General features: G+C 69.3%; 22 protein-coding genes, 1 rRNA gene, 2 pseudogenes and 1 riboswitch. Of the genes and pseudogenes, 8 read left to right on the top strand and 17 right to left on the bottom strand.

Translation table 11 applies throughout. The features are described from left to right. Together ACIRRY_RS32470 and ACIRRY_RS32465 are read left to right on the top strand one after the other, a co-directional pair. A pseudogene (locus ACIRRY_RS32470) lies at positions 1-259 on the top strand (hypothetical protein); the annotation flags it as partial. An 85-nt stretch (positions 260-344) separates the two neighbouring features. Further along, entirely contained in the window at positions 345-866 is a 522-nt protein-coding gene (locus tag ACIRRY_RS32465) for a hypothetical protein (protein WP_403979695.1), read from the top strand. Here ACIRRY_RS32465 and ACIRRY_RS32460 read toward each other — a convergent pair. Next, on the bottom strand, positions 844-1,434 hold the full coding sequence (locus tag ACIRRY_RS32460) for a DUF1707 domain-containing protein (protein ID WP_403979692.1): 591 nt from the start codon (positions 1,432-1,434) through the stop codon (positions 844-846). The genes ACIRRY_RS32465 and ACIRRY_RS32460 overlap by 23 nt on opposite strands. Before the next feature lie 98 nt (positions 1,435-1,532). On the opposite strand from ACIRRY_RS32460, the gene ACIRRY_RS32455 reads away from it, so the two are divergent. Then, the gene (locus ACIRRY_RS32455) at positions 1,533-1,928 is read left to right on the top strand and encodes a molybdopterin-binding protein (RefSeq protein WP_019059368.1); all 396 of its coding nucleotides are present in this window, start codon (positions 1,533-1,535) and stop codon (positions 1,926-1,928) included. Between the two features lie 47 nt (positions 1,929-1,975). On the opposite strand, the gene ACIRRY_RS32450 is transcribed toward ACIRRY_RS32455, so the two are convergent. The 3 genes from ACIRRY_RS32450 to ACIRRY_RS32440 all read right to left on the bottom strand — a co-directional run bounded on the left by ACIRRY_RS32450 (position 1,976) and on the right by ACIRRY_RS32440 (position 4,511). Next, positions 1,976-3,136 carry an NAD-dependent formate dehydrogenase gene (locus ACIRRY_RS32450; RefSeq protein WP_403979689.1) on the bottom strand — a complete coding sequence of 387 codons (1,161 nt, stop codon included), beginning with the start codon at positions 3,134-3,136 and terminating at the stop codon, positions 1,976-1,978. Positions 3,137-3,240: 104 nt separating this feature from the next. After that, a complete protein-coding gene (locus ACIRRY_RS32445; RefSeq protein WP_403979687.1) occupies positions 3,241-4,173 on the bottom strand; it encodes a LysR substrate-binding domain-containing protein in 933 nt (310 codons plus the stop codon). Positions 4,174-4,199: 26 nt separating this feature from the next. Continuing rightward, positions 4,200-4,511, bottom strand: coding sequence for a PucR family transcriptional regulator (locus tag ACIRRY_RS32440; protein ID WP_403979684.1), 312 nt, complete (start codon positions 4,509-4,511; stop codon positions 4,200-4,202). A 63-nt stretch (positions 4,512-4,574) separates the two neighbouring features. Between ACIRRY_RS32440 and ACIRRY_RS32435 the strand changes: the two are divergent. Beyond that, positions 4,575-6,242 (top strand): annotated as a pseudogene (locus ACIRRY_RS32435) (xanthine dehydrogenase family protein molybdopterin-binding subunit); the annotation flags it as partial. Here the strand turns inward: ACIRRY_RS32435 and ACIRRY_RS32430 are convergent. Further along, positions 6,157-6,645: a molybdopterin-dependent oxidoreductase gene (locus ACIRRY_RS32430; protein WP_403979681.1), complete on the bottom strand. Its 489-nt coding sequence runs from the start codon at positions 6,643-6,645 to the stop codon at positions 6,157-6,159. The pseudogene ACIRRY_RS32435 and the gene ACIRRY_RS32430 sit on opposite strands and share 86 nt — an antisense overlap. A gap of 205 nt (positions 6,646-6,850) precedes the next feature. Between ACIRRY_RS32430 and modA the strand changes: the two genes are divergently transcribed. The 3 genes from modA to ACIRRY_RS32415 are packed head-to-tail and all read left to right on the top strand — an operon-like array spanning position 6,851 to position 9,587. Further along, complete coding sequence (gene modA, locus ACIRRY_RS32425; RefSeq protein ID WP_403979678.1) at positions 6,851-7,672, top strand: molybdate ABC transporter substrate-binding protein; 822 nt, start codon at positions 6,851-6,853, stop codon at positions 7,670-7,672. Beyond that, complete coding sequence (modB, locus tag ACIRRY_RS32420; RefSeq protein WP_403979675.1) at positions 7,669-8,526, top strand: molybdate ABC transporter permease subunit; 858 nt, start codon at positions 7,669-7,671, stop codon at positions 8,524-8,526. Before modA ends, modB begins: the two co-directional genes overlap by 4 nt. After that, positions 8,523-9,587, top strand: coding sequence for an ABC transporter ATP-binding protein (locus ACIRRY_RS32415; RefSeq protein WP_403979672.1), 1,065 nt, complete (start codon positions 8,523-8,525; stop codon positions 9,585-9,587). Before modB ends, ACIRRY_RS32415 begins: the two co-directional genes overlap by 4 nt. 101 nt (positions 9,588-9,688) lie before the next feature. Here ACIRRY_RS32415 and gcvP read toward each other — a convergent pair whose 3' ends face one another. Continuing rightward, complete coding sequence (gcvP, locus tag ACIRRY_RS32410; RefSeq protein WP_403979669.1) at positions 9,689-12,574, bottom strand: aminomethyl-transferring glycine dehydrogenase; 2,886 nt, start codon at positions 12,572-12,574, stop codon at positions 9,689-9,691. A 186-nt stretch (positions 12,575-12,760) separates the two neighbouring features. Then, positions 12,761-12,856, bottom strand: a riboswitch (glycine riboswitch). 113 nt (positions 12,857-12,969) lie between these two features. Between gcvP and ACIRRY_RS32405 the strand changes: the two genes are divergently transcribed. Further along, positions 12,970-13,341, top strand: coding sequence for a PRC-barrel domain-containing protein (locus tag ACIRRY_RS32405; protein ID WP_403979666.1), 372 nt, complete (start codon positions 12,970-12,972; stop codon positions 13,339-13,341). A 79-nt stretch (positions 13,342-13,420) separates the two neighbouring features. Here the strand turns inward: ACIRRY_RS32405 and ACIRRY_RS32400 are convergent, their stop codons facing one another. The 11 genes from ACIRRY_RS32400 to rrf all read right to left on the bottom strand — a co-directional run. Beyond that, positions 13,421-14,860 (bottom strand): DNA polymerase IV, encoded by a 1,440-nt coding sequence (locus ACIRRY_RS32400; protein ID WP_403979664.1) that lies wholly within the window; start codon positions 14,858-14,860, stop codon positions 13,421-13,423. Positions 14,861-14,917: 57 nt separating this feature from the next. Then, complete coding sequence (locus ACIRRY_RS32395) at positions 14,918-15,562, bottom strand: MerR family transcriptional regulator (RefSeq protein ID WP_200690050.1); 645 nt, start codon at positions 15,560-15,562, stop codon at positions 14,918-14,920. Between the two features lie 225 nt (positions 15,563-15,787). Beyond that, on the bottom strand, positions 15,788-16,261 hold the full coding sequence (locus ACIRRY_RS32390; RefSeq protein ID WP_006123076.1) for a bifunctional nuclease family protein: 474 nt from the start codon (positions 16,259-16,261) through the stop codon (positions 15,788-15,790). A gap of 85 nt (positions 16,262-16,346) precedes the next feature. Beyond that, positions 16,347-17,084, bottom strand: a complete 738-nt coding sequence (locus ACIRRY_RS32385) for a MerR family transcriptional regulator (protein ID WP_200690049.1) — start codon at positions 17,082-17,084, stop codon at positions 16,347-16,349. Between the two features lie 43 nt (positions 17,085-17,127). Further along, positions 17,128-18,009, bottom strand: coding sequence for an FHA domain-containing protein (locus tag ACIRRY_RS32380; protein WP_327405539.1), 882 nt, complete (start codon positions 18,007-18,009; stop codon positions 17,128-17,130). Positions 18,010-18,070: 61 nt separating this feature from the next. Further along, positions 18,071-18,913 carry a DUF881 domain-containing protein gene (locus ACIRRY_RS32375; protein ID WP_403980218.1) on the bottom strand — a complete coding sequence of 281 codons (843 nt, stop codon included), beginning with the start codon at positions 18,911-18,913 and terminating at the stop codon, positions 18,071-18,073. A gap of 5 nt (positions 18,914-18,918) precedes the next feature. Further along, on the bottom strand, positions 18,919-19,251 hold the full coding sequence (locus tag ACIRRY_RS32370; RefSeq protein ID WP_200690046.1) for a small basic family protein: 333 nt from the start codon (positions 19,249-19,251) through the stop codon (positions 18,919-18,921). Further along, positions 19,248-20,084: a DUF881 domain-containing protein gene (locus ACIRRY_RS32365; protein WP_403979661.1), complete on the bottom strand. Its 837-nt coding sequence runs from the start codon at positions 20,082-20,084 to the stop codon at positions 19,248-19,250. Before ACIRRY_RS32365 ends, ACIRRY_RS32370 begins: the two co-directional genes overlap by 4 nt. Before the next feature lie 167 nt (positions 20,085-20,251). Further along, positions 20,252-22,747, bottom strand: a complete 2,496-nt coding sequence (locus tag ACIRRY_RS32360; RefSeq protein ID WP_403979659.1) for a sugar phosphate nucleotidyltransferase — start codon at positions 22,745-22,747, stop codon at positions 20,252-20,254. Between the two features lie 114 nt (positions 22,748-22,861). Further along, a complete protein-coding gene (locus ACIRRY_RS32355) occupies positions 22,862-23,470 on the bottom strand; it encodes a CDP-alcohol phosphatidyltransferase family protein (protein WP_200690043.1) in 609 nt (202 codons plus the stop codon). Positions 23,471-23,580: 110 nt separating this feature from the next. Beyond that, positions 23,581-23,675: ribosomal RNA gene (gene rrf, locus ACIRRY_RS32350) — 5S ribosomal RNA — on the bottom strand; the annotation flags it as partial.

The raw sequence follows: 23,675 nt of genomic DNA, 5'->3' as shown, positions 1-23,675 counted from the left end.
CGTCCGCACCGTCCGCACCGTCCGCACCGTCCGCACCGTCCGCACCGTCCGCACCGTCCGCACCGTCCGCACCGTCCGCACCGTCCGCACCGTCCGCACCGACAGGACACTGCGCCCGGGCCGGGCGACCCCGCGCACCGGCCAACCCGGACCAGCCCCGGCGACCCGCGCCCCACACACCGTCCGACCCCACCCCACCAACCGCTCGCGCGTACCCCCGGCCGCCCGTTCGCGGTCGCCCGCGCCGACGTCACCGTAAGAGACACGACAAAATCCGGTCGAGCAGTGTAAGAGCCCCGTCAGCGCCCCGCGCACCGCGCTCGCGGCGGCCTACCGTCGGCCTCATGCGGCACAGCACCCCACCACCGGATCCGACCGGCGACCGCCACTGGCGCGGCGACGCCCGGCTGGCGGCGGGCTGCGCGCTCGGGTTCCTCGGCCTGACCCTGCTGGTCGACTGGGACGCCGGAACCCTCACGGCGACCCGCGCGCTGCTGTGGTTCGCCCTGTCGGCGGTGCTGTTCGCCGTCCTGCTGCCGCACCGGGTCACCGCCGGTCCCGGCTGGCTCACCGTGGACAGCCCGCTGCTGAGGCGCACGGTGCGCACGGACGCGCTGACCGTCGTACGACAGTACGGCGACGTCTCCGCACGCCTGGTGCTGCGGGACGCGCACGGACAGTGGCTCGAACTCGACCCCCGGGTGCTGGTCGCCAACCCCCTGCTCTGGCATGAGCTGGACACGGGCATACGGCGCTCGATGGAACGCGGCACGCTGCTCCAGGGCACCGATGTCCGGCGTCACCTGGGCCATCTGATCGACGACGAGACCGCGCGGTCGGTCCTCAGGGCGTCGGGGATTTCCTGACCCCGTGCCGCGTCCGGCGGATCAGCACCTTCCCGAACCCCAGTTGCCCGGCGATCTCTATCCGCAGCTCGACCGGTGCCCCGGCGTCACCGGGTCCGCGGGTCTTGACCTTGCTGTAGCTGAGCACCAGGTCGTCGGTGTTCACGACGATGCCCGGCGGGAGCAGCAGCCGTAGCGCACCGAGGTGCATGTCCAGGTCGATGCGGAGCGTGGCCTGCGTGATCACCGCCTGGGTGAGGTCGAGCGTCACATCGCCGAGGCGGGACTGGATCTCCAGCCGGCGGGGCAGCACCCAGCCGTCACCGCGCCGGGTCGATCCGCCGTGCTGCTCGATGCGGGCGACGTCCTTCACCTCGACCGGGCTCGCGCCCGCCACCACCGGCAGGTCGGCCGTCAGGACCGCCAACTCCCCCATCGTGCGGGCGGTCAGCGCCGCCTCGACCCGCTCGTCCAACTCCTCGGCGGTCAGCCGTCCGTCGCCGGCGGCGCCGGTCAGCACGTCCACCACGCGGTCCCGGTCCGCATGCGAGGCCCGCAACGCGGTCGTGCTCATCAGCTCACCCGACATACCCTCACCCCGATCGACGGACTGACGCTATATCGCGTTATACCCCAGAGCCAACCCCCCGTCCACCGCTTACCGTTTCTGGCCCTAGGGTGACGCGTATGCAGTCCTACACAATCGGCCAGGCGGCGCGGCTGCTCGGCGTGAGTCCGGACACCGCCCGCCGGTGGGCGGACGCGGGCCGGGTGACGACCCACCGTGACGAGGGTGGCCGTCGGCTCATCGACGGGGTCGATCTGGCCGCGTTCTCGGTCGAGTTGGCGAAGGCGGGCGAGGTCGAGGAGGACCCTTCCTACACCTCGGTCCGCAACGCGTTCCCCGGCATCGTCACCGCGATCAAGCTCGGCGATGTCGCGGCCCAGGTCGAGATCCAGTCGGGCCCGCACCGGCTGGTCTCCCTGCTGACCCGGGAGGCCGTCGAGGAACTCGGCCTGGAGGTCGGCATGGAGGCCACCGCCCGTGTGAAGTCGACGAACGTGCACATCGACCGCGTGTGAGGCGCGCGGCGGCCCCGGCCGTCAGACGTGGACGGTGACCTCGTCCGTCACTTGGTGACCGAGTAGGAGTGCGCGCCGGTCCCCGCCAACGCGCCCCCGTCCACGATCAGATACTCGTCCCGGATCGGCCGCCCCGCGAAGAACGCCTCCAGGATCTCCCGGGTGCCCGCCGCGTACCGGGCCTGCGCCGACAGCGAGGATCCGGAGATGTGCGGGGTCATCCCGTGGTGCGGCATGGTGCGCCACGGGTGGTCCGCCGGGGCGGGCTGCGGGAACCACACGTCGCCGGCGTACCCCGCCAACTGCCCGGCGCGCAGCGCCCGGTCGACGGCGTCCCGGTCCACGATCTTCGCCCGCGCGGTGTTGATGAGATACGCGCCGCGCTTCATCTGCGCGAGCAGCTTGTCGCCGAACAGCCCCTCGGTCTCGGGGTGCAGCGGCGCGTTGATCGTCACGACGTCGCAGTGCGGCACCATGTCCTCGGCGCTCTCGTGCCAGGTCAGCCCCAACTCCCTTTCCACGTCCGCGGACAGCCGGTACCGGTCGGTGTAGTGCAGCTCGACGTCGAAGGGCGCGAGCCGCCGCAGCACCGCGAGCCCGATCCGCCCGGCGGCGACCGTCCCGACGTGCATGCCTTCGAGGTCGTACGAACGGGCCACGCAGTCCGCGATGTTCCAGCCGCCGTCGAGCACGACCTGGTGGGACGGCAGGTAGTTGCGCACGAGGGACAGCGTCATCATCACGACGTGTTCGGCGACGCTGATGCTGTTGCAGTACGTCACTTCGGCGACCGTCACGCCGTGCGAGATCGCCGCGTCGAGGTCGACGTGGTCGGAGCCGATGCCGGCGGTGACCGCGAGCTTGAGGTTCTTCGCGGCGGCGATCCGCTCGGGGGTGAGGTACGCGGGCCAGAACGGCTGCGAGATCACGATGTCGGCGTCGACCAGTTCCCGGTCGAAGACCGAGCCCTCGCCGTCCTTGTCGGAGGTGACGACGAGGGTGTGCCCGGCGGCCTCCAGGTAGGCGCGCAGGCCGAGTTCACCGGAGACGCTGCCGAGGAGGTGCCCCGGGGTGAAGTCGACGGCCTCGGGGGTGGGGGTGGTCTGGCCGCCCGGGTAGTGGTCGATCACGGGCAGGTCGTCGCGGGCGTACGAGGTCGGGTAACCGTCGGTGGGGTCGTCATACAGGACGCAGAGAACCTTGGCCATGTCGCGGCTCCTCAACTCCGTTGTCGGAAGATGCACTTCACGATCCTCGGGGTGAATCGCCCTGGTCAAAGCGAACGTCGCTATGCCGGGATAGCCCGCTTCTATCAGCGGCTCTCCCCCAGGTAGGTGTGCAGCAGTTCGTCGAGGGCGTCGCGTACGCCGGCCTCCCTCGCCACCTTCAACAGCGCCTCCGCGAGCACGGATCGGGGTTCGCTCCGGGCGACGACCAGCCCGACCCGGGGACCGTGCGCGGGCCCGTTCAGCGGCACCACCCGCATCCCCTCCGGTACGTCGAACATGTGCAGCCACGCGTGCGAGATCACGCTGGACCAACGCCCGCCGGGGAGCAGGGTGTAGAGCCCGGCGACGCTGTCCGACTCGATCGCCGGGGAGGCCGTCGCGCCCTCGGCGGCGAAACACTCGTCGATGATGCGGCGGTTGCGCATACGGGAGTTGAGCAGGCAGAGGGGAAGCGTGGCCGCCTGTGCCCAACTGGCCCTGGAGACACCGGCGAGTGGCCCGTCGACCGGCGTGAGGAGCACATACCGCTCCTCGTAGAGCGGAAAGCGGCGGACGTTGCGCAGGGTGTCGTCGTCCAGGTACGTCATCGCCGCGTCCAACTCGAACTCGGCGAGTCCGTGGGTGATGTCGACGGACGCGAGCGACTCCAGGGCGACCCGGGCCCGGGGATGCCGTTCGCAGAACGGGGTGGTGAGAAGGGAGGCGGCGGGCAGCGCGGTCGGCACCACTCCGAGCCGCAGCGTGCCGGTCAGTCCACCGCGCAGGGCGGACAACTCCTGCTGCAGGGCATCCCGTTCGGCCAGGATGCGGTGCGCCCAGGCCAGCACCACCTCACCCTCCGGGGTCAGCCCCTCGTACCGTCGGCCGCGCCGCACGAGCGGCACGTCCAACTCGTGCTCCAGGCGCCGGATCGCGGCCGACAGCGAGGGCTGCGAGACATAGCAGGCCGCCGCGGCGCGCGCGAAGTGCCGTTCACGGGCGAGCGCGACGAGGTACTCCAGCTGACGCAACAGCATCCCTGACCTCCCCTGTGACGTGCAGGTTAGGCGCTGTCCGCCCGGCACAACAGGGCCGCCCACAGGTCGAGTCGGTCGTAGAGGCGGGAGAGGTCACGCCCGGTGAAGTGCTCGATGCGTCCGATGCGGTAGTGCACGGAGTTGACGTGCAGATGCAGCGCCTCCGCCGCCCGCGCCCAGGAACCGTCGCAGGCGAGGAAGGTCTCCAGGGTCTCCAACAGGACGGCATTGGACCGCAGTTCACCGAGAACGGCCCGGCTGTAGGCGGTACGGACCTCGGCCGGAACACCGGTGAGCAGCGCGTCGAGTCCGGTGAGCGCCGAGGCATCGGTGAGCACGGACCCGTCCCGTGCGGTACTGCGCGCCGAGGCCAGCGCGTAACGCGCTTGCGCCAGTGCCCCGACGAGGACAACAGGCTGACGGTACGCACCAGTTCGCAGACCCCGTTCCTCACCCGCCGCGCCCTCTGCGCGCTCTACGACCTCCCCGAGGAACAAGCGCGGGTCGTCGCGGGCCGGGTCGGCGGCGGCTTCGGCGGCAAGCAGGAGATGCTCGTCGAGGACATCGTGGCCCTCGCGGTCCTGCGCCTGCGCCGCCCGGTGAAACTGGAGTACACCCGCGCCGAACAGTTCTACGGCGCGACCACCCGCCACCCCTTCACGATCCACGTGAAGGCGGGCGCCCGCCGAGACGGCCGACTGACCGCACTGCAACTGCGAGTCGTCTCCAACACCGGCGCCTACGGCAACCACGGCCCCGCCGTCATGTTCCACAGCGTCGGCGAGTCCCTGGCCGTCTACCGCGCCCCGCACAAGAAGGTCGACGCCTTCTCCGTCTACACGCACACCGTCCCGGCGGGCGCCTTCCGGGGCTACGGCCTCGGCCAGGTGATGTTCGCCGTGGAGTCGGCCCTCAACGAACTCGCCCGCCAACTGGGCCTGGACCCGCTGGAGTTCAAGGCGCGGAACATCATCGGTCCCGGCGAGCCGATGCTCTCCCCCGGCGGCGAGGAGGAGGACCTGCACATCGCGAGCTACGGCCTCGACCAGTGCCTCGCGATCGTCCGCCGCGCCCAGGCGGAGCCGCTGACCCAACTCCCCCCGGACGGCTGGCTGGTGGGCGAGGGCACGGCCCTGGCGATGATCGCGACGGGCCCGCCCGGCGGCCACATCGCCGACGCGAGGGCGAGCCTCCTGCCGGACGGCGGCTTCGATCTCGCCGTAGGGACCGCCGAGTTCGGCAACGGCACGACCACCGTCCACCGCCAGATCGAGGCCGGCGAACTCGCCACCACCGTCGACCGGATCACCGTCCGCCAGTCCGACACGGACGTCGTACGCCATGACACGGGCGCCTTCGCCTCCACGGGCACGGTGGTGGCGGGCAAGGCCACGCTGCGCGCATCCCGCGCCCTCGCCGACCAGTTGCTCGACTTCGCCACCGTCCATCTGCAACTCCCGCGCGCTGACTGCCGGTTGGCGGAGGAGGCCGTACTGCACCCGAAGGGCCGCCTCACTCTGAAGGAGCTGCACGCGGCGGGTGCGGCGGTCGGGGTGGAGTTCGCCGCCGACGGGCACTTCGGCGGCACGCCCCGCTCGGTGGCCTTCAACGCGCAGTGGTTCAGGGTCGCCGTGGACCCGGACACGGGTGAGATCCGCATCCTGCGCAGCGTGCACGCGGCGGACGCGGGCAAGGTGATGAACCCGATGCAGTGCCGGGGCCAGGTGGAGGGCGGGGTCGCCCAGGCGCTAGGCGCGACCCTCTTCGAGAACGTCCGCATCGACGGGCACGGTGCGGTGGAGACGGCCGCGTTCCGCCGTTACCGGCTCCCGCAGTACGCGGACGTGCCGCGCACCGAGGTGCACTTCATGGAAACGGCGGACGCCATCGGGCCGTTGGGCGCCAAGTCGATGAGCGAGAGCCCCTTCAACCCGGTCGCGCCCGCCTTCGCCAACGCGCTGCGGGACGCGACGGGCATCCGCTTCACCGAACTTCCGCTGACCCGCGACCGGGTGTGGCTGGCACTGGCCAACTCGCCTCGTACCCCCCGTCCACCCGTATCGCACTGATCCCACTGATGTGCCGGGCCCCGCAACGGTCCTGCGGAAGCACCAGTTGCGGACCGGCACGGTCCAGCGGGGTGTCATCGATGCTCACGGCGAGCAGAACAGGGGCATGAGCGAAGTCGGGGTCGATCTCGGCCCAGGACAGCAGCGCATGGTGCCCGTCCGTACCGCTGACCGCGATCAGGAAGCGCAGCCGGTCCTTGCGGCGGACGGGGTCGAAGCCGGGACCGGCCGAGGACAGGACGTCGTAGAGCCGAGGTCCCGCGAAGCGGTGCACCTGGGTGCCGCTGGTGGCGCACTCGAAGCTGACCAGCACGCGGTGCAGCGGCCAGTTCGACAAGTCCGGCACGGTCAGCCGGGCGGGCCGGGCGAGGTCCCCCGTCAGGTCGAGCTGTGCGAGCGTCACGAGCCATCACCTCCCGGATGGTGGTACCCGGACAGCACTCCCGTACAAACGCACATGCGCACCCCACAAACCAATAGCACAGCTCATGCGATGCGACAGGAGACTTACACCTTGCATATGCGGCAGTATCATCGCGGCACGGCCGTTGCGGTCGGGCAAGGGCGCGACACCCCCTTATCGGCAGAATCAGAGGAGTAGAACCGTGATGACCCGTTCCGCGCGTCGGACCCGCCGGACCCTTCAGGTCGCGGGGGCCGGAGCCGCCGCGCTGCTGGCCCTGAGCGCCTGCTCGTCCAGCGACGACTCGTCCTCCTCGAAGTCCGACACCTCGGCGTCCGCGTCCCCGAAGTTGTCCGGCACCGTCACCGTCTTCGCCGCCGCCTCGCTCAAGGAGTCCTTCACGACCCTGGGCAAGGAGTTCGAGACGGCCCACCCCGGCACCAAGGTCACCTTCAACTTCGCGGGCAGTGACACCCTCGCCGCGAGCATCACCAGCGGTGCCCCGGCCGACGTGTTCGCCGCCGCGAGCCCCAAGACCATGGCGATCGTCACGGACAAGGGCGACGGCGTCGGCACCCCGGCCACCTTCGTGCGCAACCAGCTGGAGATCGCCACCCTGCCGGGCAACCCCGACAAGGTGACCTCGCTGAAGGACCTCACCAAGTCCAGCCTCAAGGTCGTGCTCTGCGACAAGACGGTGCCGTGCGGTGCGGCGGCCCAAAAGGCGCTCACCGCAAGCAAGTTGAAGCTCACCCCGGTGTCCTACGAGGAGGACGTCAAGTCCGCCCTCAACAAGGTGGTGCTGAAGGAGGCCGACGCGGCGGTCGTGTACAAGACCGATGTGCACGCGGCGGGTGACAAGGTGGAGGGCGTGGAGTTCCCCGAGTCCGCCGACGCCATCAACGACTACCCGATCGTCCTCCTCAAGGACGCGCCCAACGCGGTCGCCGCCAAGGCGTTCATCGCGCTGGTGCAGTCCGCCGAGGGCCAGAAGGTGCTGTCCGCGGCGGGCTTCCTCAAGCCGTGACCCAGTTCGACACCGCTGACGCCGCGGCCGAGACCCTCAAGGGCGGGCCGCGGCGTCGCCGTGTCCGGATGACAGGCCGCGGGGTACCGCTCCCCCTGCTGGTGCCCGCGCTCGTAGGCCTGGCGTTCCTGCTCCTCCCCCTGATCGCCCTGCTGGTACGGGCCCCTTGGCGCTCCCTGCCGTCCCAACTGACCAGCACAGAGGTCTGGCAGGCACTCCAGCTCTCCCTGTTCAGCGCGACCGCGGCGACGGCCGTGAGCCTGGTCCTGGGCGTACCGCTGGCGTGGGTGCTGGCCCGCACGGAGTTCCCCGGCCGCGGCTTCCTCCGCGCCCTGGTGACGCTCCCGCTGGTGCTGCCCCCGGTGGTGGGCGGTGTCGCGCTCCTGCTCGCCCTCGGCCGCAACGGTGTCGTGGGCCAGTGGCTGGACTCGTGGTTCGGCATCACGCTCCCCTTCACCACGACCGGTGTCGTGGTCGCGGAGGCGTTCGTCGCGATGCCGTTCCTGGTCATCAGCGTCGAGGGCACCCTGCGCGCCGCCGACCCGCGCTACGAGGAGGCCGCCCAGACGCTCGGTGCCTCCCGCTTCACGGCGTTCCGCCGGGTCACGCTCCCCCTGATCGCCCCGGGCATCGCGGCGGGCGCGGTCCTCGCCTGGGCCCGCGCGCTGGGCGAGTTCGGCGCGACGATCACCTTCGCCGGCAACTTCCCCGGCCGCACCCAGACCATGCCCCTCGCGGTCTACCTGGCCCTCCAGAACGACCCGGAGGCGGCGATCGCCCTCAGCCTGGTCCTGCTGGCCGTGTCGATCGCGGTCCTGGCAGGCCTCCGCGACCGCTGGATGACGACCTCATGACCGACCTCACCACCACACCCGACAAGGGCCTGGACGCCCACCTCATCGTGGACCGCGGCACCTTCCGCCTCGACGTCGAACTGACCGCCGCCCCCGGAGACGTCGTAGCCCTGCTCGGCCCCAACGGCGCAGGAAAGACCACCGCGTTGCGCGCCCTGGCCGGCTTGGTCCACCTGACAGACGGTCATCTACGGCTGGACGGCGCGGAGTTGGACCGCACGCCACCGGAGTCCCGCCCGGTAGGAGTCGTCTTCCAGGACTACCTGCTCTTCCCGCACCTGACCGCCCTCGACAACGTCGGCTTCGGCCCCCGCTGCCAGGGCGCGACCAAGGCGGAGTCCCGCGCCATCGCGGCCGAGTGGCTGGAGCGGATGGGCCTCGCCGAGCACGCCGCCGCCAAGCCCCGCAGACTCTCCGGCGGCCAGGCCCAACGCGTAGCCGTGGCAAGGGCGTTGGCGACCCGCCCACGCCTCCTGCTCCTCGACGAACCCCTGGCAGCCCTGGACGCCCGCACCCGCCTGGACGTACGGGCCCAACTCCGGCGCCACCTCGCGGAGTTCGAGGCGGTCGCGGTCCTGGTCACCCACGATCCCCTGGACGCCATGGTGTTGGCCGACCGGCTGATCGTGATCGAGCAGGGCACGGTCGTCCAGGAGGGCGCCCCCGCGGACATCGCCCGCCACCCGCGCACCGACTACATCGCCCAACTGGTCGGCCTCAACCTCTACAAGGGCCACGCCGACGGCCACACGGTCACCCTCGACACCGGCCCCACGGTCACCACCACGGAGGATCTCCGGGGCGAGGTGTTCGTGGCCTTCCCACCGAGCGCGGTAACTCTCTTCCGCGACCGCCCAACAGGCGCCAGCGCCCGCAACCTCTGGCACTGCGAGGTAGCGGGCCTGGAAACCCACGGCGACCAGATCCGCGTAGACCTGACCGGCGAACTCCCCCTGGCAGCAGACCTGACGACGCCGGCAGCGGCCGAACTGGACCTGCATCAGGGCGCGTTGATCTGGGCAACGGTCAAGGCAACCCAGACCCACTCATATCCCGCGTAGGCACCCGCGCCCCGTTTTTTAGGGGCGCGGGGCTGTATCGACTTGTGGCTCCGCCACGGGGCGCGACCAGCCACAACGGACCCGCAGCCAAAACGCGACCCTCAGTCCTCGTACGCATCCAACGGCGGGCAGGAACAAACCAGGTTCCGGTCCCCAAACGCCTGGTCAATCCTGCGCACCGGCGGCCAGTACTTGTCGGCAACGGAAACACCCGCCGGAAAGACAGCCTCCTCGCGCGAGTAAGCGTGCCCCCACTCCCCACCCAGCGCGGCAGCGGTGTGCGGCGCGTTCCGCAACGGGTTGTCCTCAGCCGGCCACTCCCCCGCCCCGACCCTCTCGATCTCGCCACGAATCGCGATCATCGCCTCGCAGAACCGGTCCAGTTCGATCAGGTCCTCGGACTCCGTCGGCTCGATCATCAGCGTCCCGGCCACCGGGAACGACATGGTCGGCGCGTGGAAGCCGTAGTCGATGAGCCGCTTGGCGATGTCGTCGACGGAGACACCGGTCGCCTTGCTGATCGGCCGCAGATCGATGATGCACTCGTGCGCGACGAGCCCGCCGGGCCCGGTGTAGAGCACGGGGTAGTGCGGTTCGAGCCGCTTGGCGATGTAGTTGGCGGAGAGCACGGCCACCTGCGTGGCCCGCTTCAGCCCCTCGCCGCCCATGAGCCGGACGTACGCCCAGGAGATCGGCAGGATGCCGGCCGAGCCCCAGGGAGCGGCCGAGATGGGCCCAACTCCCGTCTCCGGCCCGGCCGCCGGCTGCAAGGGGTGGTTCGGCAGATACGGCGCGAGGTGCGCGCGCACCCCGACCGGCCCGACACCCGGACCGCCACCACCGTGCGGAATGCAGAACGTCTTGTGGAGATTCAGATGCGAGACGTCACCGCCGAAGTGCCCCGGCTTGGCAAGCCCCACAAGGGCGTTGAGGTTGGCACCGTCGACGTAGACCTGACCGCCCGCCTCGTGCACCTGCGCGCAGATGTCGGCGACGTGCTCCTCGAACACCCCGTGCGTGGACGGGTAGGTGATCATCAGCACAGCGAGTTCGTCGCGGAACTGCTCGATCTTCGCCCGCAGATCCTCGACGTCGATCTCACCGTCCTCGGCGGTCTTCACGACGACGACCTTCATCCCGGCCATCACGGCGCTCGCGGCGTTCGTGCCGTGCGCGGACGAGGGAATGAGACACACGGTCCGCTGCTCGTCCCCGTTGGCCCGGTGATAACCACGCACCGCCAACAGCCCGGCCAACTCGCCCTGCGAACCGGCGTTGGGCTGCAACGACACCTTGTCGTACCCGGTGACCTCGGCGAGCCGCTCCTCCAACTCCCGGATGAGCGTGAGGTACCCCTGCGCCTGCTCGGCGGGCGCGAAGGGGTGCAACTGCCCGAACTCGGGCCAGGTGACCGGCTCCATCTCGGTGGTCGCGTTGAGCTTCATCGTGCAGGAGCCCAGCGGGATCATGCCCCGGTCGAGCGCGTAGTCACGGTCGGCGAGCCTGCGCAGGTAGCGCAGCATCGCGGTCTCGGAACGGTGGTCCCGGAACACGGGGTGCGTGAGATACGCGTCGGTCCGCAGCAGCGCCTCGGGCAGCGTGTCCTCGGCACTCGCGTCCAGCGCCTCGATGTCCCCGTCGACCCCGAACGCGGTCCATACGGCGGCCAGTTGGACGCGCGTGGTGGTCTCGTCGCAGGCGATGGACACCTGGTCGGCGTCCACGAGGTACAGGTTGACGCCGTCCTCGCGAGCGGCGGCGACGACCTCGGCGGCCCGGCCGGGAACGCGTGCGGTCAACGTGTCGAAGTAGCCGCCGTGCACGACCTCGACACCACCGGCGGTGAGTCCGGCGGCGAGGATCGTGGCGTACCTGTGCGTCCGCCGCGCGATGCCCTTGAGCCCCTCGGGCCCGTGGTAGACGGCGTACATCCCCGCCATGACGGCAAGGAGCACCTGAGCGGTGCAGATGTTGCTGGTGGCCTTCTCGCGGCGGATGTGCTGCTCGCGGGTCTGGAGGGCGAGGCGGTAGGCCTTGTGTCCGTCGGCGTCGACGGACACGCCCACGAGCCGCCCGGGCAGGCTGCGCGCGAACTTCTCGCGCACGGCCATGTATCCGGCGTGCGGCCCGCCGAAGCCCATCGGCACCCCGAAGCGCTGCGTCGTACCGACCGCGATGTCCGCGCCCAGCTCGCCGGGCGACTTGAGCAGCGTGAGCGCGAGGAGATCGGCGGCGACGGTGACGAGCGCGCCCAGCGCGTGCGCCTGCTCGATCAGCGGCTTGATGTCGCGTACGGCACCGGAGGCGCCGGGGTACTGCACGAGCACGCCGTTGATCTCACGCTCGGCGAGGTCGGCCGGGATGCCCTCGCCGAGGTCGGCGACGACGACCTCGACACCGGCCGGCTCGGCACGGGTCTCGATCACGGCGATGGTCTGCGGCAACGCGTCGGCGTCGACCAGGAACAGACCCTTCTTGTTCTTCCCCATGCGCCGCGACAGCGCCACGGCCTCGGCGGCGGCCGTGCCCTCGTCGAGGAGGGAGGCGCCGGAGGTCGGCAGCCCGGTGAGGTCGGCGACCATCGTCTGGAAGTTCAGCAGGGCTTCGAGCCGCCCCTGGGAGATCTCCGGCTGATACGGCGTGTAGGCCGTGTACCAGGCCGGGTTCTCCATGACGTTGCGCAGGATCACGGGCGGGGTGAAGGTCCCGTAGTACCCGAGCCCGATCATGGAACCGAGGACCTCGTTGCGGTCCGCGAGGGAGCGCAGCTCGGCCAGCACCTCGGCCTCGGTGCGGGCGCCCGGCAGGTCGAGGGAGTCGGCGTTCTTGATCACATCCGGGACGGCGGCGGCTGTCAGCTCGTCGAGCGAGCCGTAGCCGACCTGCGCGAGCATCTTGGCCCGCGCCTCCTGATCGGGCCCGATGTGACGCTGCTCGAACGGGATGCCCTGTTCGAGCTCGGAGAGCGGAATGCGAGGGACGGTCATCAGGGAGGCCTCCTGGTCGGTCACGACCTTCGAGGGACACCACAGCTGTGGGGTGCCCGGCGGCCTCCCCCTCTGTCATCTCAACCTGAGAGCTTCACCAGGCATCCCGAAGGAACCCGGCTTTCACCGTCGGTGAGAGCGGAAGCCGTCGACGCCGTCGGCACCCGCCCTGCTTTCCAGAGTGACCTCGTCCGTGCGGTACGTGGGCCTGAGAGATTCCGGGGAGGATTTGCTCCTTCGGCGCCTCCGATGAAGTCTGGAGGACTCTCCCGCACGGGGTCAGCAGCCGTTCGCCAGCCTACCAGCGAGCACTGGAGCCCGGTTTCGAGTGGCCACCAGCCTCAATGTGCTCTTTTGTAGTGTTCACGGATGAGTTGCGAGCAGGAGGAGGTCCCGTGCAGACCGACATCGATCCGCGCAACCTGATCGGCCGCAAGGCGTTCGACCGCACCGGCGCCAAGATCGGCACGATCGACGAGGTCTACCTCGACGACGCCACCGGCGAACCGGAGTGGGCGGCCATACGCACCGGCCTGTTTTCCAGAGACGCCTTCGTCCCCCTGGAGCCCAGCGAACTGATCGAGGGCACCCTCCACATCCCCTTCGAACGCTCCCTGATCAAGGACGCCCCGGACTTCGGAGTGGGCCGCCACCTCTCCCCGGACCAGGAACTCCAGCTGTACCACCACTACGGCTTGGACGTGGGTCCGGCTCCGTCGTTCCCTGACCGCGATTTCGGGAAGGTGGCGGGCGCGGAGGAGGAGTGAGGGGGGTGGGGTAGTCGGAGTTGTCCGGGGTGGAGCGGCTGAGGGTGTCGGGGCGGGACACGGGGGCGGTGCTCGGGCCTCAACTCGCCGAAGCCCCCGGCATCACAGCAGGCGGAACCTCAGAACCACGCCCACCCGATCGACCCTCGCCCCCTCCTCCCACCAGCGGGAGCGCACCCTCCGGCCCCCGCCCCACCAAGGGCAACGGCTCCGCCGACTCCAACTCCGGATCATCGGTCCGGAACGTCCGCACCCGCCCCGGCCCGGAATCCTCGGGCGTCTCAAACCGCACGGTGACCCGCCCCAGCCCGCTCCCCTGCACCCACCCGTGTCCGAACCCGGCGTGCCGCACATCGTGCCCGGCAGCCCAGTGCCGCTCCGCAGGAGCCGCCCGCTCCTCGCTCTCCTCCTCCGCGTGCTCCTCCTCAAGGAGCTCCGCCCGCTCCCCCGCGGCCTGCGCGAACAGGTCCTCCTGCGTGTAGTCGGCGAGCCCGGAGACACCCACCCCGAGCAGCCGTACGCCCCCCGTGGTGTCCACGGAGTCCAGCAGCCGGGCCGCGGCCTCCCGCACCACCCCCGGATCGTCGGTGGGCCCACGCAGCGTCTCTGACCGGGTCAGCGTCGAGAAGTCGTAGCGCCGCACCTTCAGCACGATGGTCCGCCCCGACAGACCGGCCCCGCGCAGTCGCCGCACGCACCGGTCCGCGAGCCGCTGCACTTCCAGGCCCACCCGGGTCCGGTCATGGATGTCCACGTCGTACGTGTCCTCGACCGACACCGACTTGGTCTCCCGCTCGGCCACCACGGGCCGCTCGTCGTGCGCCAGCGCCATCGCGTACAGCGCGTGCCCGTGCGCCTTGCCCACCAGCCGTACGAGCTCGTCCTCGCCCGCCTCGGCGATCTCGTCGACCGTGGTGATCCCGGCCCGCCGCAGATGATCACCCGTCGCCGGCCCGACCCCCGGCAGCGTGCGCACCGACAACGGTCCGAGCAGCGCCCGCTCGGTCCCCGGCTCGATCAGCACGAGCCCGTCCGGCTTGGCCCGCTCCGAGGCGATCTTCGCGAGCATCTTGGAGGCGGCGAGACCCACCGACCCCGTGAGTCCCGTGACCGCCCGTATGTCCGCCCGCAGCCGCTCCCCGGTCACCTGCGCCGCCTCGGCGTCCCGGGCCGCTCCCCCGGCCTCCAGGTCCACGAACGCCTCGTCCAGGCTCAGCGGCTCCACCAGGGGCGACAGCTCCCGCAGCAGCGCCATCACCTGCTCGCTGATCGACCGGTAGAACCCGAAGCGCGGCACGAGATACGCCGCGTTCGGAGCGAGCCGACGCGCCTGGGCCATGGGCATCGCCGAGTTCACCCCGAAGACCCGTGCCTCGTACGACGCGGTGGCGACCACCCCGCGCGGTCCGAGCCCGCCCACGACCACGGCCTTCCCGCGCAGACTCGGCTTGGACGCCTGCTCCGCCGAGGCGAAGAAGGCATCCATGTCGAGATGCAGGATCGTGGGCGCGGTTCTCACATCTCCGATGCTGCCCTACGCCACTGACAATGCCCCGCTACGGCTCCTGCGGGGCCCTCAGACGGCCCGGTTGCGCCGTCTGGCCAGTTCGTCGGCGGGGTTGGACCCGACGAGTGTCTCGCCGGTGTCGACGCGCTCCCCGTGCAACTGCGACAGGGCGCTCTCCACATCCCGCCACACGACGCCCACGGCGATCCCGAAGACGCCCTGGCCGCCCTGGAGCAGCGCGTGGACCTCGTCCGGCGACGTGCACTCGTAGACCGTGGCGCCGTCGCTCATCAGCGTCATGCGCTCCAGATCGCGGAAGCCGCACTCCCTCAGGTGCAGAACGGCGCTGCGGATGTTCTGCAGCGACACGCCCGTGTCGAGGAACCGCTTGACGATCTTGAGGACGACAACGTCCCGGAAGCTGTAGAGCCGCTGTGTCCCCGACCCGTGTGCGGGCCGCACGCTGGGCTCGACGAGCCCGGTGCGTGCCCAGTAGTCCAGTTGCCGATAGGTGATGCCGGCCGCCGCACAGGCCGTAGGGCCTCGGTAGCCGATCTCCTCGGACGCCATGGACGTCGCCCCTCCGCTGCTCGGCACTGCCGCCGGCCGCTGCGGAATGCGATCGGCCGCACTGCCGTGAAGCGGGTACGGGCCTCTGTCCCCGAAACTGCGTTCCGGGGCACCCCCAGCCGTACCGTCGCCGCTGCTTCTCACGCCGACCTCCGTCCTTGACCTGCCTTCTCGACGGTAGGCAGTCACCAGGGGTGCGTCAACGATCGCCACACTCGGCACGCCGAGTGATAATCACCCTAGGAGTGGTTTCCCGTACCCCACCGCGGGGAAAGGCTAGCCGAATGCGCTCGCGGAGGGCCGCAGGACGCTCTCACACGCCGGTGGCAAATGCCAGCATTTCCTCGCCGGCCGTCGGCCTCCCCGGGCTCACTGGCTGTTGGTGCCGAAGTCCTCGGGCGAGATCTGGTCGAGGAACTCGCGGAACTTCTCCACCTCGTCCTCCTGCTCGTCCGGGATCGCGATACCCGCGTCGTCGAGCACACCGTCACTGCCGTAGATCGGCGTGCCGGTGCGCAGCGCCAGCGCTATGGCGTCGGACGGACGGGCGCTCACCTCGACGCCGCTGGCGAACACCAGCTCCGCATAGAAGACGCCCTCCCGCAGATCCGTGATGCGCACTTCGGTCAGCTCCTGGCCGACGGCCTCCAGCACGTCCTTGAACAGGTCGTGGGTCAGCGGTCGTGCGGGGGCCATGCCCTGCTGCGCGAAGGCGATCGCCGTCGCCTCCCCGGGCCCGATCCAGATGGGGAGGTAGCGGTCGCCTCCCACTTCACGCAGGAGCACGATCGGTTGGTTGGAGGGCATTTCGACCCGGACACCTACGACATCGAGCTCGTTCACACAGCAACCCTAGGCCGTGCCCGGGACGTTTGGGTAGTCGGGCCGAGAACGGGTGACCGATCAGGCAGCCGCGAGCCCGCCCGGCTCAGGGCAGGCGCACACCGAGCGCGGTCTGCACCAGCGCCGCGTGCAGCTTCACCGTGAGCCCCGCCAGCTCCTTCGTACGGGCCTCCGCGTGGGCCCTGGTCTGCGGATTGCGGTGCCGCTTGAGCGGGGCCACCACCTGGTCGACGAGCCCGGCCTCACGGTCGGCGGCGGCCTTCATCGCGCGCAGGTGCCGCGGTTCGATCCCGAACCGCCCCAACTCGAGGACGAGTCCGGCCACGGTGGCGGCTTCCGCGTCGTAAACGCCGTCCGGCAGCGGGGCGATGAGTCCGTACGACTCCCACTCGTCGAGTTCCGCCTCACCGATCCCGGCGGCGGCCAGCAGCTCGGCCCGCCCGATCCGGGCCGCCGTGGGCCCCTCCACGGGCTCCAGGACGACCTCGCCGTCCCGCTGACGCCCCACCGTGGGCAGTGGCGCGGCCTCCCCGCGCTCCATGGCGTCGAGATGCTCGCGGATCACCTTGAGCGGCAGATAGTGGTCCCGCTGCATCCTCAGGACGTGGCCGAGGCGCTCGACGTCGGCGGGGCTGAACTTGCGGTACCCGGAAGGGGTCCGCTGCGGCTCGATGAGGCCCTCCGACTCCAGGAACCGGATCTTGGAGATGGTGACTTCGGGGAACTCGTCGCGCAGCACGTTCAGCACCGTGCCGATGCTCATCAGACCGGTGTCCGCGGCGGCGGTACCGTGCCCGGCACCGCCGCTCGGTGTTTGAAGCATGGACCTTCCTGGGGAATCCCCCCGGACCCAGTCCGAGGAAGGGTCAGTAACCCCGCTGGCTCGCGTAGAACACCAGCCGGTACTTGCCGATCTGTACCTCGTCACCGTTCGCCAGCGAGACCGAGTCGATGCGCTCACGGTTGACGTACGTGCCGTTCAGACTGCCGACGTCGGCGACCGTGAACGAACCGTCAGGAGAGCGGCGGAACTCCACGTGCCGGCGCGAGACCGTCACGTCGTCCAGGAAGATGTCGCTCTGCGGATGACGGCCGGCCGTGGTCAGCTCGCCGTCCAGCAGGAAGCGGCTGCCCGAGTTCGGACCGCGACGCACCACCAGCAGCGCCGAGCCCAACGGCAGCGCGTCGACGGCGGCCTGCGCCTCCGGGGAGAGCGTCGGCATCTGCGTCTGGCCGGTCACCTCGGCGTCGTAGGCCTCGAGACCGGAGATGGAGATCGTGGAGGTCGTCTCGGACGGACGCTCCGGGGTCGCGCCGGGGCGCAGCGGCGCACCGCAGTTGGAGCAGAAGCGGCTGTTCTCCGCGTTGCGGTTACCGCACCTCGTACACACCAGGGCCGACATAGGGGAAAACCCTCCACCCGTACTTGAGGTTGACGGTTGCCCGAAACCTATGTCGCCGGACTGCGCAGGGTCAACCGACGGCGCACCCTGGCCGGCGACCTGGTCGCGGAACAGCGGGCGCTGGCCTTCTGCGTCCGGTTGTGCGCGATGGCGAGCGGTCTGGTTGTCGCTGCTCTCTTTCGCACTCTTGCCGAACAACTTCGCAAACAACTTCACGGGCGATTCCCCTTGACCGAAACAGACCCGCCCGTGGGGCAGGACGAACCCTGATTGAACACACCGGTTGACCCGGACATCCTCACAACGTCCGTATCCACCAGACAGTTTCCACCACGCACCACCCAATCGGTGCGTCGACCCCCCGCAACCTCATGCCCTCGGACAACGGCCCCCATGCACCTTCGGTTCACCGGGAGGACGACCGAGCGTAGTCAGGCTGCTTCGCCGCCCGCAAGGCATCCACGACGATCTTGTCCGACCGCTCGACGGTAACGGTGGCCTGCTCCTTCTCGAGAGTCTGCACCACGCCTCCAGGGATGTTGAGCGCCGGTTCGAGATCCTGCGGCTTGCCGATGACCTTGAAACGATAGGGGGCGTTGATCTTGTTCCCGTCGACGCTCACGCTCTTGCCGGAGTCCGTCAGATACGTGTTGGCCACGACCCGCACCTCGTTCACCTGGATCGCCTCCGCGCCGGCCGCGCGCAACTCCTGGATCGCGTCGAGCAACATGTCCGCCTCGACCGTTCCCTTCGTGTCGTCGATGGTCATCGTGATGCCGGGTCCCTGCGCGGCCACGGTGCCCGCCAGAATGCCGAGTTGCTTCTCCTTCTCGGCCGTCTGCTTGCGGGCCTCCTCGGCCTGGTCGGAGCTGTTCTCCAGCTCGTCGCGCTGTTTCTGCAGACCCTGCTTCTCGTCCTCAAGACGCTGAGTACGGTCGTCCAGTTCATCGAGGATGCGCACAAGATCTTCCTGCCGTGCCCCACGCAGCGCGCTGTCACTGTTGCTGTTCGAGGCGACCTGGACGGCCAGCCCGAAACCGAGGCCGAACAGCAGCACGGCGACGATGAGTTGGGCCCGGCTGACGCGCGGCGGCCACAACCCCTGCACCAGCCGCTGCCGACCGGTCACGGTGGACACGGCACGCTCCTCCGGAATCGGCGCCTCCGAGGAAGCAGACGCCGGTACCTCCTCGGGCAGTTCCCTGCGCAGCCTCTGTTCGGGCCGCTCGTCTTCGTTTTCGTTGCTCATCGACCTCACGCCTGGAAGACGTGCCGGCGAATGGCCGCGGCGTTGGAGAAGATCCGGATACCGAGGACGACCACGACACCCGTGGACAACTGAGCGCCGACGCCCAACTTGTCGCCCAGGAACACGATCAGCGCGGCCACGACCACGTTCGACAGGAACGACACCACGAAGACCTTGTCGTCGAAGATGCCGTCGAGCATGGCCCGCAGACCACCGAAGACGGCGTCGAGCGCAGCGACGACGGCGATCGGCAGATACGGCTCGACGACCACCGGCACCTCAGGCCGGACCAGGATTCCGGCCACCACTCCCACGATGAGGCCCAGTACGGCGATCACGATGTGCCCTTCTCAGTTCTCGGCTGTGCTGTACGTACGATCACACTCGGCGCGGCAGCCAGCCGGAGATCGCTCTCCACGGCGATGGTCGCCCTGATGCCGTAGTTGTCTTCCAGGGCGTGCAGATAGAGCCCGTCGGCACCGTTCTGGAACCTGGTGCTCAGCCGTTGGCCGTCCCCCACCGCGAGCACCGTGTAAGGCGGCACCAGTGGCCTGTTGTCGACCAGTATCGCGTCGCCCGCGGCCCTGATCGCGGACAAGGCCGTCAGCCGCTGTCCGTTGACGGAGACGGCCTCGGCCCCTGCCGCCCACAGTCCGTTGACGACGCGCTGCATGTCGCGGTCGCGCACTCGCCCGGTGTCGGAGAAGTCCGCGGTCTCACGCGGGTTGTCGCCCCCACCGGTGCTGGCTTCCTTCGCGTCGTTGACGATGAGTTTCACACCGGGGCCGTGCACCGCGGTGGCACCGGACAGCATGCTCACCAGGTCCGCCTGGCCACTGCCGCCACTCGTCCGGAGCGCCGCCCGCTGGCGCGCGCTCACGTCGTCACGGAGCTTGTCGACGGTGCCTTCCAGCTTGTCCGCCGACGAGGTCTCCTTGTCGATACGGTCGATCAGCTCCTGGCGCTCCTTGGCCACCACGGGGGCGGCCACGCGCGCCTGTGCCGCTCCCACCGTCACGACGAGGGCCGCGAGCACCAGGCCGGCGGCGAGACCGAGCTTCGCCCGGAGGGTCTTCGGCAGGCCGCTCGCGCCCGCGGCCTTCTTCCGGGCGGCGGCCTCGGCGTAACCCTCGTCGAGGCTGTGGTCCATGACATTGGTGAGCAGCGACATGGATGCGTCCGGGCGCGAAGGTCGCGTGGGTGTGCTCCGAACGGGGGGCTGCTGCGGCATGCCGCACATCGTCGCACGTGGTGGCCTGTACCTCCGAATGGCCCCACCGACGTGCCGGACAGGCCCCCTTGGGGAGACATGTCCGGCACGCGCGCGTGGTCCGCGTTTTACCGTCCGGCGCTGTCCACGACCGCCGACCACTCGTCCAAGAGTGCCTGCGCGGAAGCGTCGTCGGGCCCTTCTGCCCACAGGTGCGTGACCGCCTCGGCGGGGTCGGGCAACACCATCACCCAGCGCCCGTCGGTCTCCACGACCCGTACCCCGTCCGTGGTGTCGACAAAGCGATCACCGGCCGCTTCTACGACCCGGCGCATCACAAGTCCCTTGACCGCCCAGGGAGTCGCGAGATCCCGCTTCAGGACGTGCGCCCGCGGAATCCGGGCGTCGATCTGACTCAGCGTGAGTTGCGTCCGCGCCACCAGCCCAATGAGTCGTACGAAGGCCGCGGCGCCGTCGAAGACGCTGCTGAACTCCGGGATGATGAACCCGGCCTTGCCGTCGCCGCCGAAGATGGTCGACTCGTCGCGCCCGACCCTGGTCAGGTCGTCCGGCGAGGTCGTCGTCCACTCGACCTGCGTCCCGTGATACGCCGCCACCTGCTCGGCGATCCTCGTGGTGGTCACCGGCAACGCCACCCGCCCGCTGCGCCGCTCCGCGGCCACCAGGTCGAGCATCACCAGCAGGGCCCGGTCGTCCTCGACGATCCGCCCCTTCTCGTCGACGAGCGAAAGCCGCTCACCGACCGGGTCGAACCGGACTCCGAACGCGGCTCGCGCGGAGGCCACGATCTCACCGAGCCGCACCAGCCCCGACCGTCGCGTGTCCGCGGTCTCCGTCGGCCTGGATTCGTCGAGCCCGGGATTGATCGTCAGCGAGTCCACACCGAGCTTGCCGAGCAGGCTGGGCAGCACGAGCCCGGCGCTGCCGTTCGACGCGTCCACCACGACCTTCAGGCCGGAGTCGGCGATCCCGGTCGTGTCGACATTCCGCAGCAGAGACCCGGTGTACGAGTCGAAGACGCTGGCCGGGAAGTGCAGGTCCCCGATCTCGCCGGGGAACGCACGCCGGTACTCCTGGCGCGCGAACACCCGGTCCAGCTTGCGCTGACTCCCCTGCGAGAGGTCGGCGCCCTGGCTGTCGAAGAACATGATGTCGACGGAGTCCGGCACACCGGGAGTGGTCCGGATCATGATCCCGCCGGCACTGCCCCGAGCGGTCTGCTGCCGCGCCACGGGCAGCGGTACGTTCTCCAGGTCCCGTACGTCGATGGCGCTCGTCTGCAAGGCCGAGATCACCGCGCGCTTGAGCGCACGGGCACCTCGCGAGTGGTCGCGGGCCGTGGTGACCGTGGACCCCTTCTTGAGGGTCGTGGCGTAGGCGCCGGCGAGACGGACGACGAGCTCCGGCGTGATCTCCACGTTCAGGATCCCGGACACACCTCGCGCGCCGAAGAGGTGCGCCTGGCCTCTGTTCTCCCAGATGACCGACGTGTTGACGAAGGCGCCGGCTTCGATCGTCTTGAACGGGTAGACCCGCACATTGCCCTGAACGATCGATTCTTCACCGATCAGGCACTCGTCACCGATGACCGCGCCGTCCTCGATCCGGGCCGCACGCATGATGTCGGTGTTCTTTCCGACGACGCACCCGCGCAGATTGCTGTGCTGTCCGACATACACGTTGTCGTGCACGACGGCCCGGTGCAGAAAAGCCCCGGTCTTCACGACGACATTGGAACCGATGACGGTGTGCTCACGGATTTCGGCGCCAGCCTCCACCTTGGCGTAGTCACCGATGTACAGCGGCCCCCGGAGAACCGCGTCGGGGTGCACCTCCGCACCCTCGGCCACCCACACGCCCGGCGACAGCTCGAAGCCGTCGATCTCGACGTCGACCTTGCCCTCCAGGACATCGGCCTGCGCCTTCACATAGCTTTCGTGGGTACCGACGTCTTCCCAGTAGCCCTCGGCGATAAAGCCGTAGACCGGCTTGCCTTCCTTCATCAACTGCGGGAAGACATCGCCGGACCAGTCGACGGGAACGTCGGCCTCGACATAGTCGAAGACTTCGGGCTCCATCACATAGATGCCCGTGTTCACCGTGTCCGAGAAGACCTGACCCCAGGTCGGCTTCTCGAGGAAACGCTCGACCTTTCCCTCTTCGTCGACGATGGTGATGCCGAATTCCAGCGGATTGGGCACGCGGGTCAGACAGACAGTGACCAGCGCACCTTTTTCCTTGTGGAAATTGATCAGTTCGGTGAGGTCGAAGTCGGTCAGGGCATCACCGGAGATGACGACGAAGGCATCGTCCTTCAACGCCTCTTCGGCGTTCTTGACGCTTCCGGCAGTACCGAGTGGCTTCTCCTCATTGGCATACGAGAGCTCCATCCCGAGCTCTTCGCCGTCACCGAAGTAGTTCTTGACCAACGAGGCCAGGAACTGCACGGTGACTACGGTCTCATTGAGCCCATGCCTTTTGAGCAGCCTGAGCACGTGCTCCATGATCGGTCGATTGACCACGGGCAACAGTGGCTTGGGCATGCTTGAGGTCATGGGGCGAAGGCGTGTGCCTTCGCCTCCGGCCATCACGACGGCCTTCATGTCGGAAGCGTCCTCCTCTGCGAGACGACGGTCTAGCCGACTTCACCAGTTCAGATTGTCCCGCACTTTTGCGCAACGGGCCATCGAGCGACTGTTACCGCCCCATCGGCAAGGTCAGTCGGCCGTGGCGTCCGCACGCAGTAGGCGGCGGACTTGTACCACGTAGAGGACTCCTGCCCACCAATAGAGCGTTGTACCCCATCCTGCGAACGCCCATCCGAAAATGGCTGCGAGTGAGGGGAGCCATCCACTTCCGTCACTGAGCAGCAGCAACGGGAACGCGTACATCAGGTTGAACGTAGCCGCCTTGCCGAGGAAGTTCACCTGCAACGGCGGATAGCCGTGCCGCCTGAGGATGCCCACCACCACCAGCAGGACCAGCTCTCGCGCGAGCAGTACGGCGGTCAACCAGATTGGCAGAATCTCGCGCCAGGTGAGTCCGACGAGAGTCGAGAGAATGTAGAGCCGGTCCGCGGCGGGATCAAGGAGCCGGCCGAGACTGCTGATCTGGTTCCAGCGCCGCGCGAGCTTGCCGTCCAGGTAGTCGCTGATCCCGCTCAGCATCAGCACCAGAAGCGCCCAGCCGTCGCTCTTGGGCCCTCCGAACTCGGGCCTGAGGATCAACCACAGGAAGATGGGTACGCCGACCAGGCGCGCCATGCTGAGGATGTTCGGGATGGTGAGCACCCGCTCTGTCTGAACGCGGGTCTCCTGGACCTCCACCCGGGGGCCTCCTGTGAGAAAACGTGCCAACGATGCCCCCTGACCCTACCCCAACGCAAAAAAGCTCTGGCTCTTGGGCGGCATGCCCAAGAGCCAGAGCTCTAAAAGGAGTTCGGCGGCGTCCTACTCTCCCACAGGGTCCCCCCTGCAGTACCATCGGCGCTGTAAGGCTTAGCTTCCGGGTTCGGAATGTAACCGGGCGTTT

The sequence above is a fragment of the Streptomyces sp. NPDC101776 genome, from assembly GCF_044766845.1.
In the GTDB taxonomy this organism is placed as follows: Bacteria; Actinomycetota; Actinomycetes; order Streptomycetales; family Streptomycetaceae; genus Streptomyces.
The sequence above is the reverse complement of the archived record's forward strand: the minus strand, read 5'-3'. Positions and strand labels throughout refer to the sequence as shown.

What these genes read in the sequence shown, in the direction of transcription:
- ACIRRY_RS32465 (WP_403979695.1), top strand. Translation starts at nt 345, where the DNA reads ATGCGGCACAGCACCCCACCACCGGATCCGACCGGCGACCGCCACTGG.
- ACIRRY_RS32460 (WP_403979692.1), bottom strand. Translation starts at nt 1,434, where the DNA reads ATGTCGGGTGAGCTGATGAGCACGACCGCGTTGCGGGCCTCGCATGCG.
- ACIRRY_RS32455 (WP_019059368.1), top strand. Translation starts at nt 1,533, where the DNA reads ATGCAGTCCTACACAATCGGCCAGGCGGCGCGGCTGCTCGGCGTGAGT.
- ACIRRY_RS32450 (WP_403979689.1), bottom strand. Translation starts at nt 3,136, where the DNA reads ATGGCCAAGGTTCTCTGCGTCCTGTATGACGACCCCACCGACGGTTAC.
- ACIRRY_RS32445 (WP_403979687.1), bottom strand. Translation starts at nt 4,173, where the DNA reads ATGCTGTTGCGTCAGCTGGAGTACCTCGTCGCGCTCGCCCGTGAACGG.
- modA (WP_403979678.1), top strand. Translation starts at nt 6,851, where the DNA reads ATGACCCGTTCCGCGCGTCGGACCCGCCGGACCCTTCAGGTCGCGGGG.
- ACIRRY_RS32415 (WP_403979672.1), top strand. Translation starts at nt 8,523, where the DNA reads ATGACCGACCTCACCACCACACCCGACAAGGGCCTGGACGCCCACCTC.
- gcvP (WP_403979669.1), bottom strand. Translation starts at nt 12,574, where the DNA reads ATGACCGTCCCTCGCATTCCGCTCTCCGAGCTCGAACAGGGCATCCCG.
- ACIRRY_RS32385 (WP_200690049.1), bottom strand. Translation starts at nt 17,084, where the DNA reads ATGCTTCAAACACCGAGCGGCGGTGCCGGGCACGGTACCGCCGCCGCG.
- ACIRRY_RS32375 (WP_403980218.1), bottom strand. Translation starts at nt 18,913, where the DNA reads ATGAGCAACGAAAACGAAGACGAGCGGCCCGAACAGAGGCTGCGCAGG.
- ACIRRY_RS32365 (WP_403979661.1), bottom strand. Translation starts at nt 20,084, where the DNA reads ATGTCGCTGCTCACCAATGTCATGGACCACAGCCTCGACGAGGGTTAC.
- ACIRRY_RS32360 (WP_403979659.1), bottom strand. Translation starts at nt 22,747, where the DNA reads ATGAAGGCCGTCGTGATGGCCGGAGGCGAAGGCACACGCCTTCGCCCC.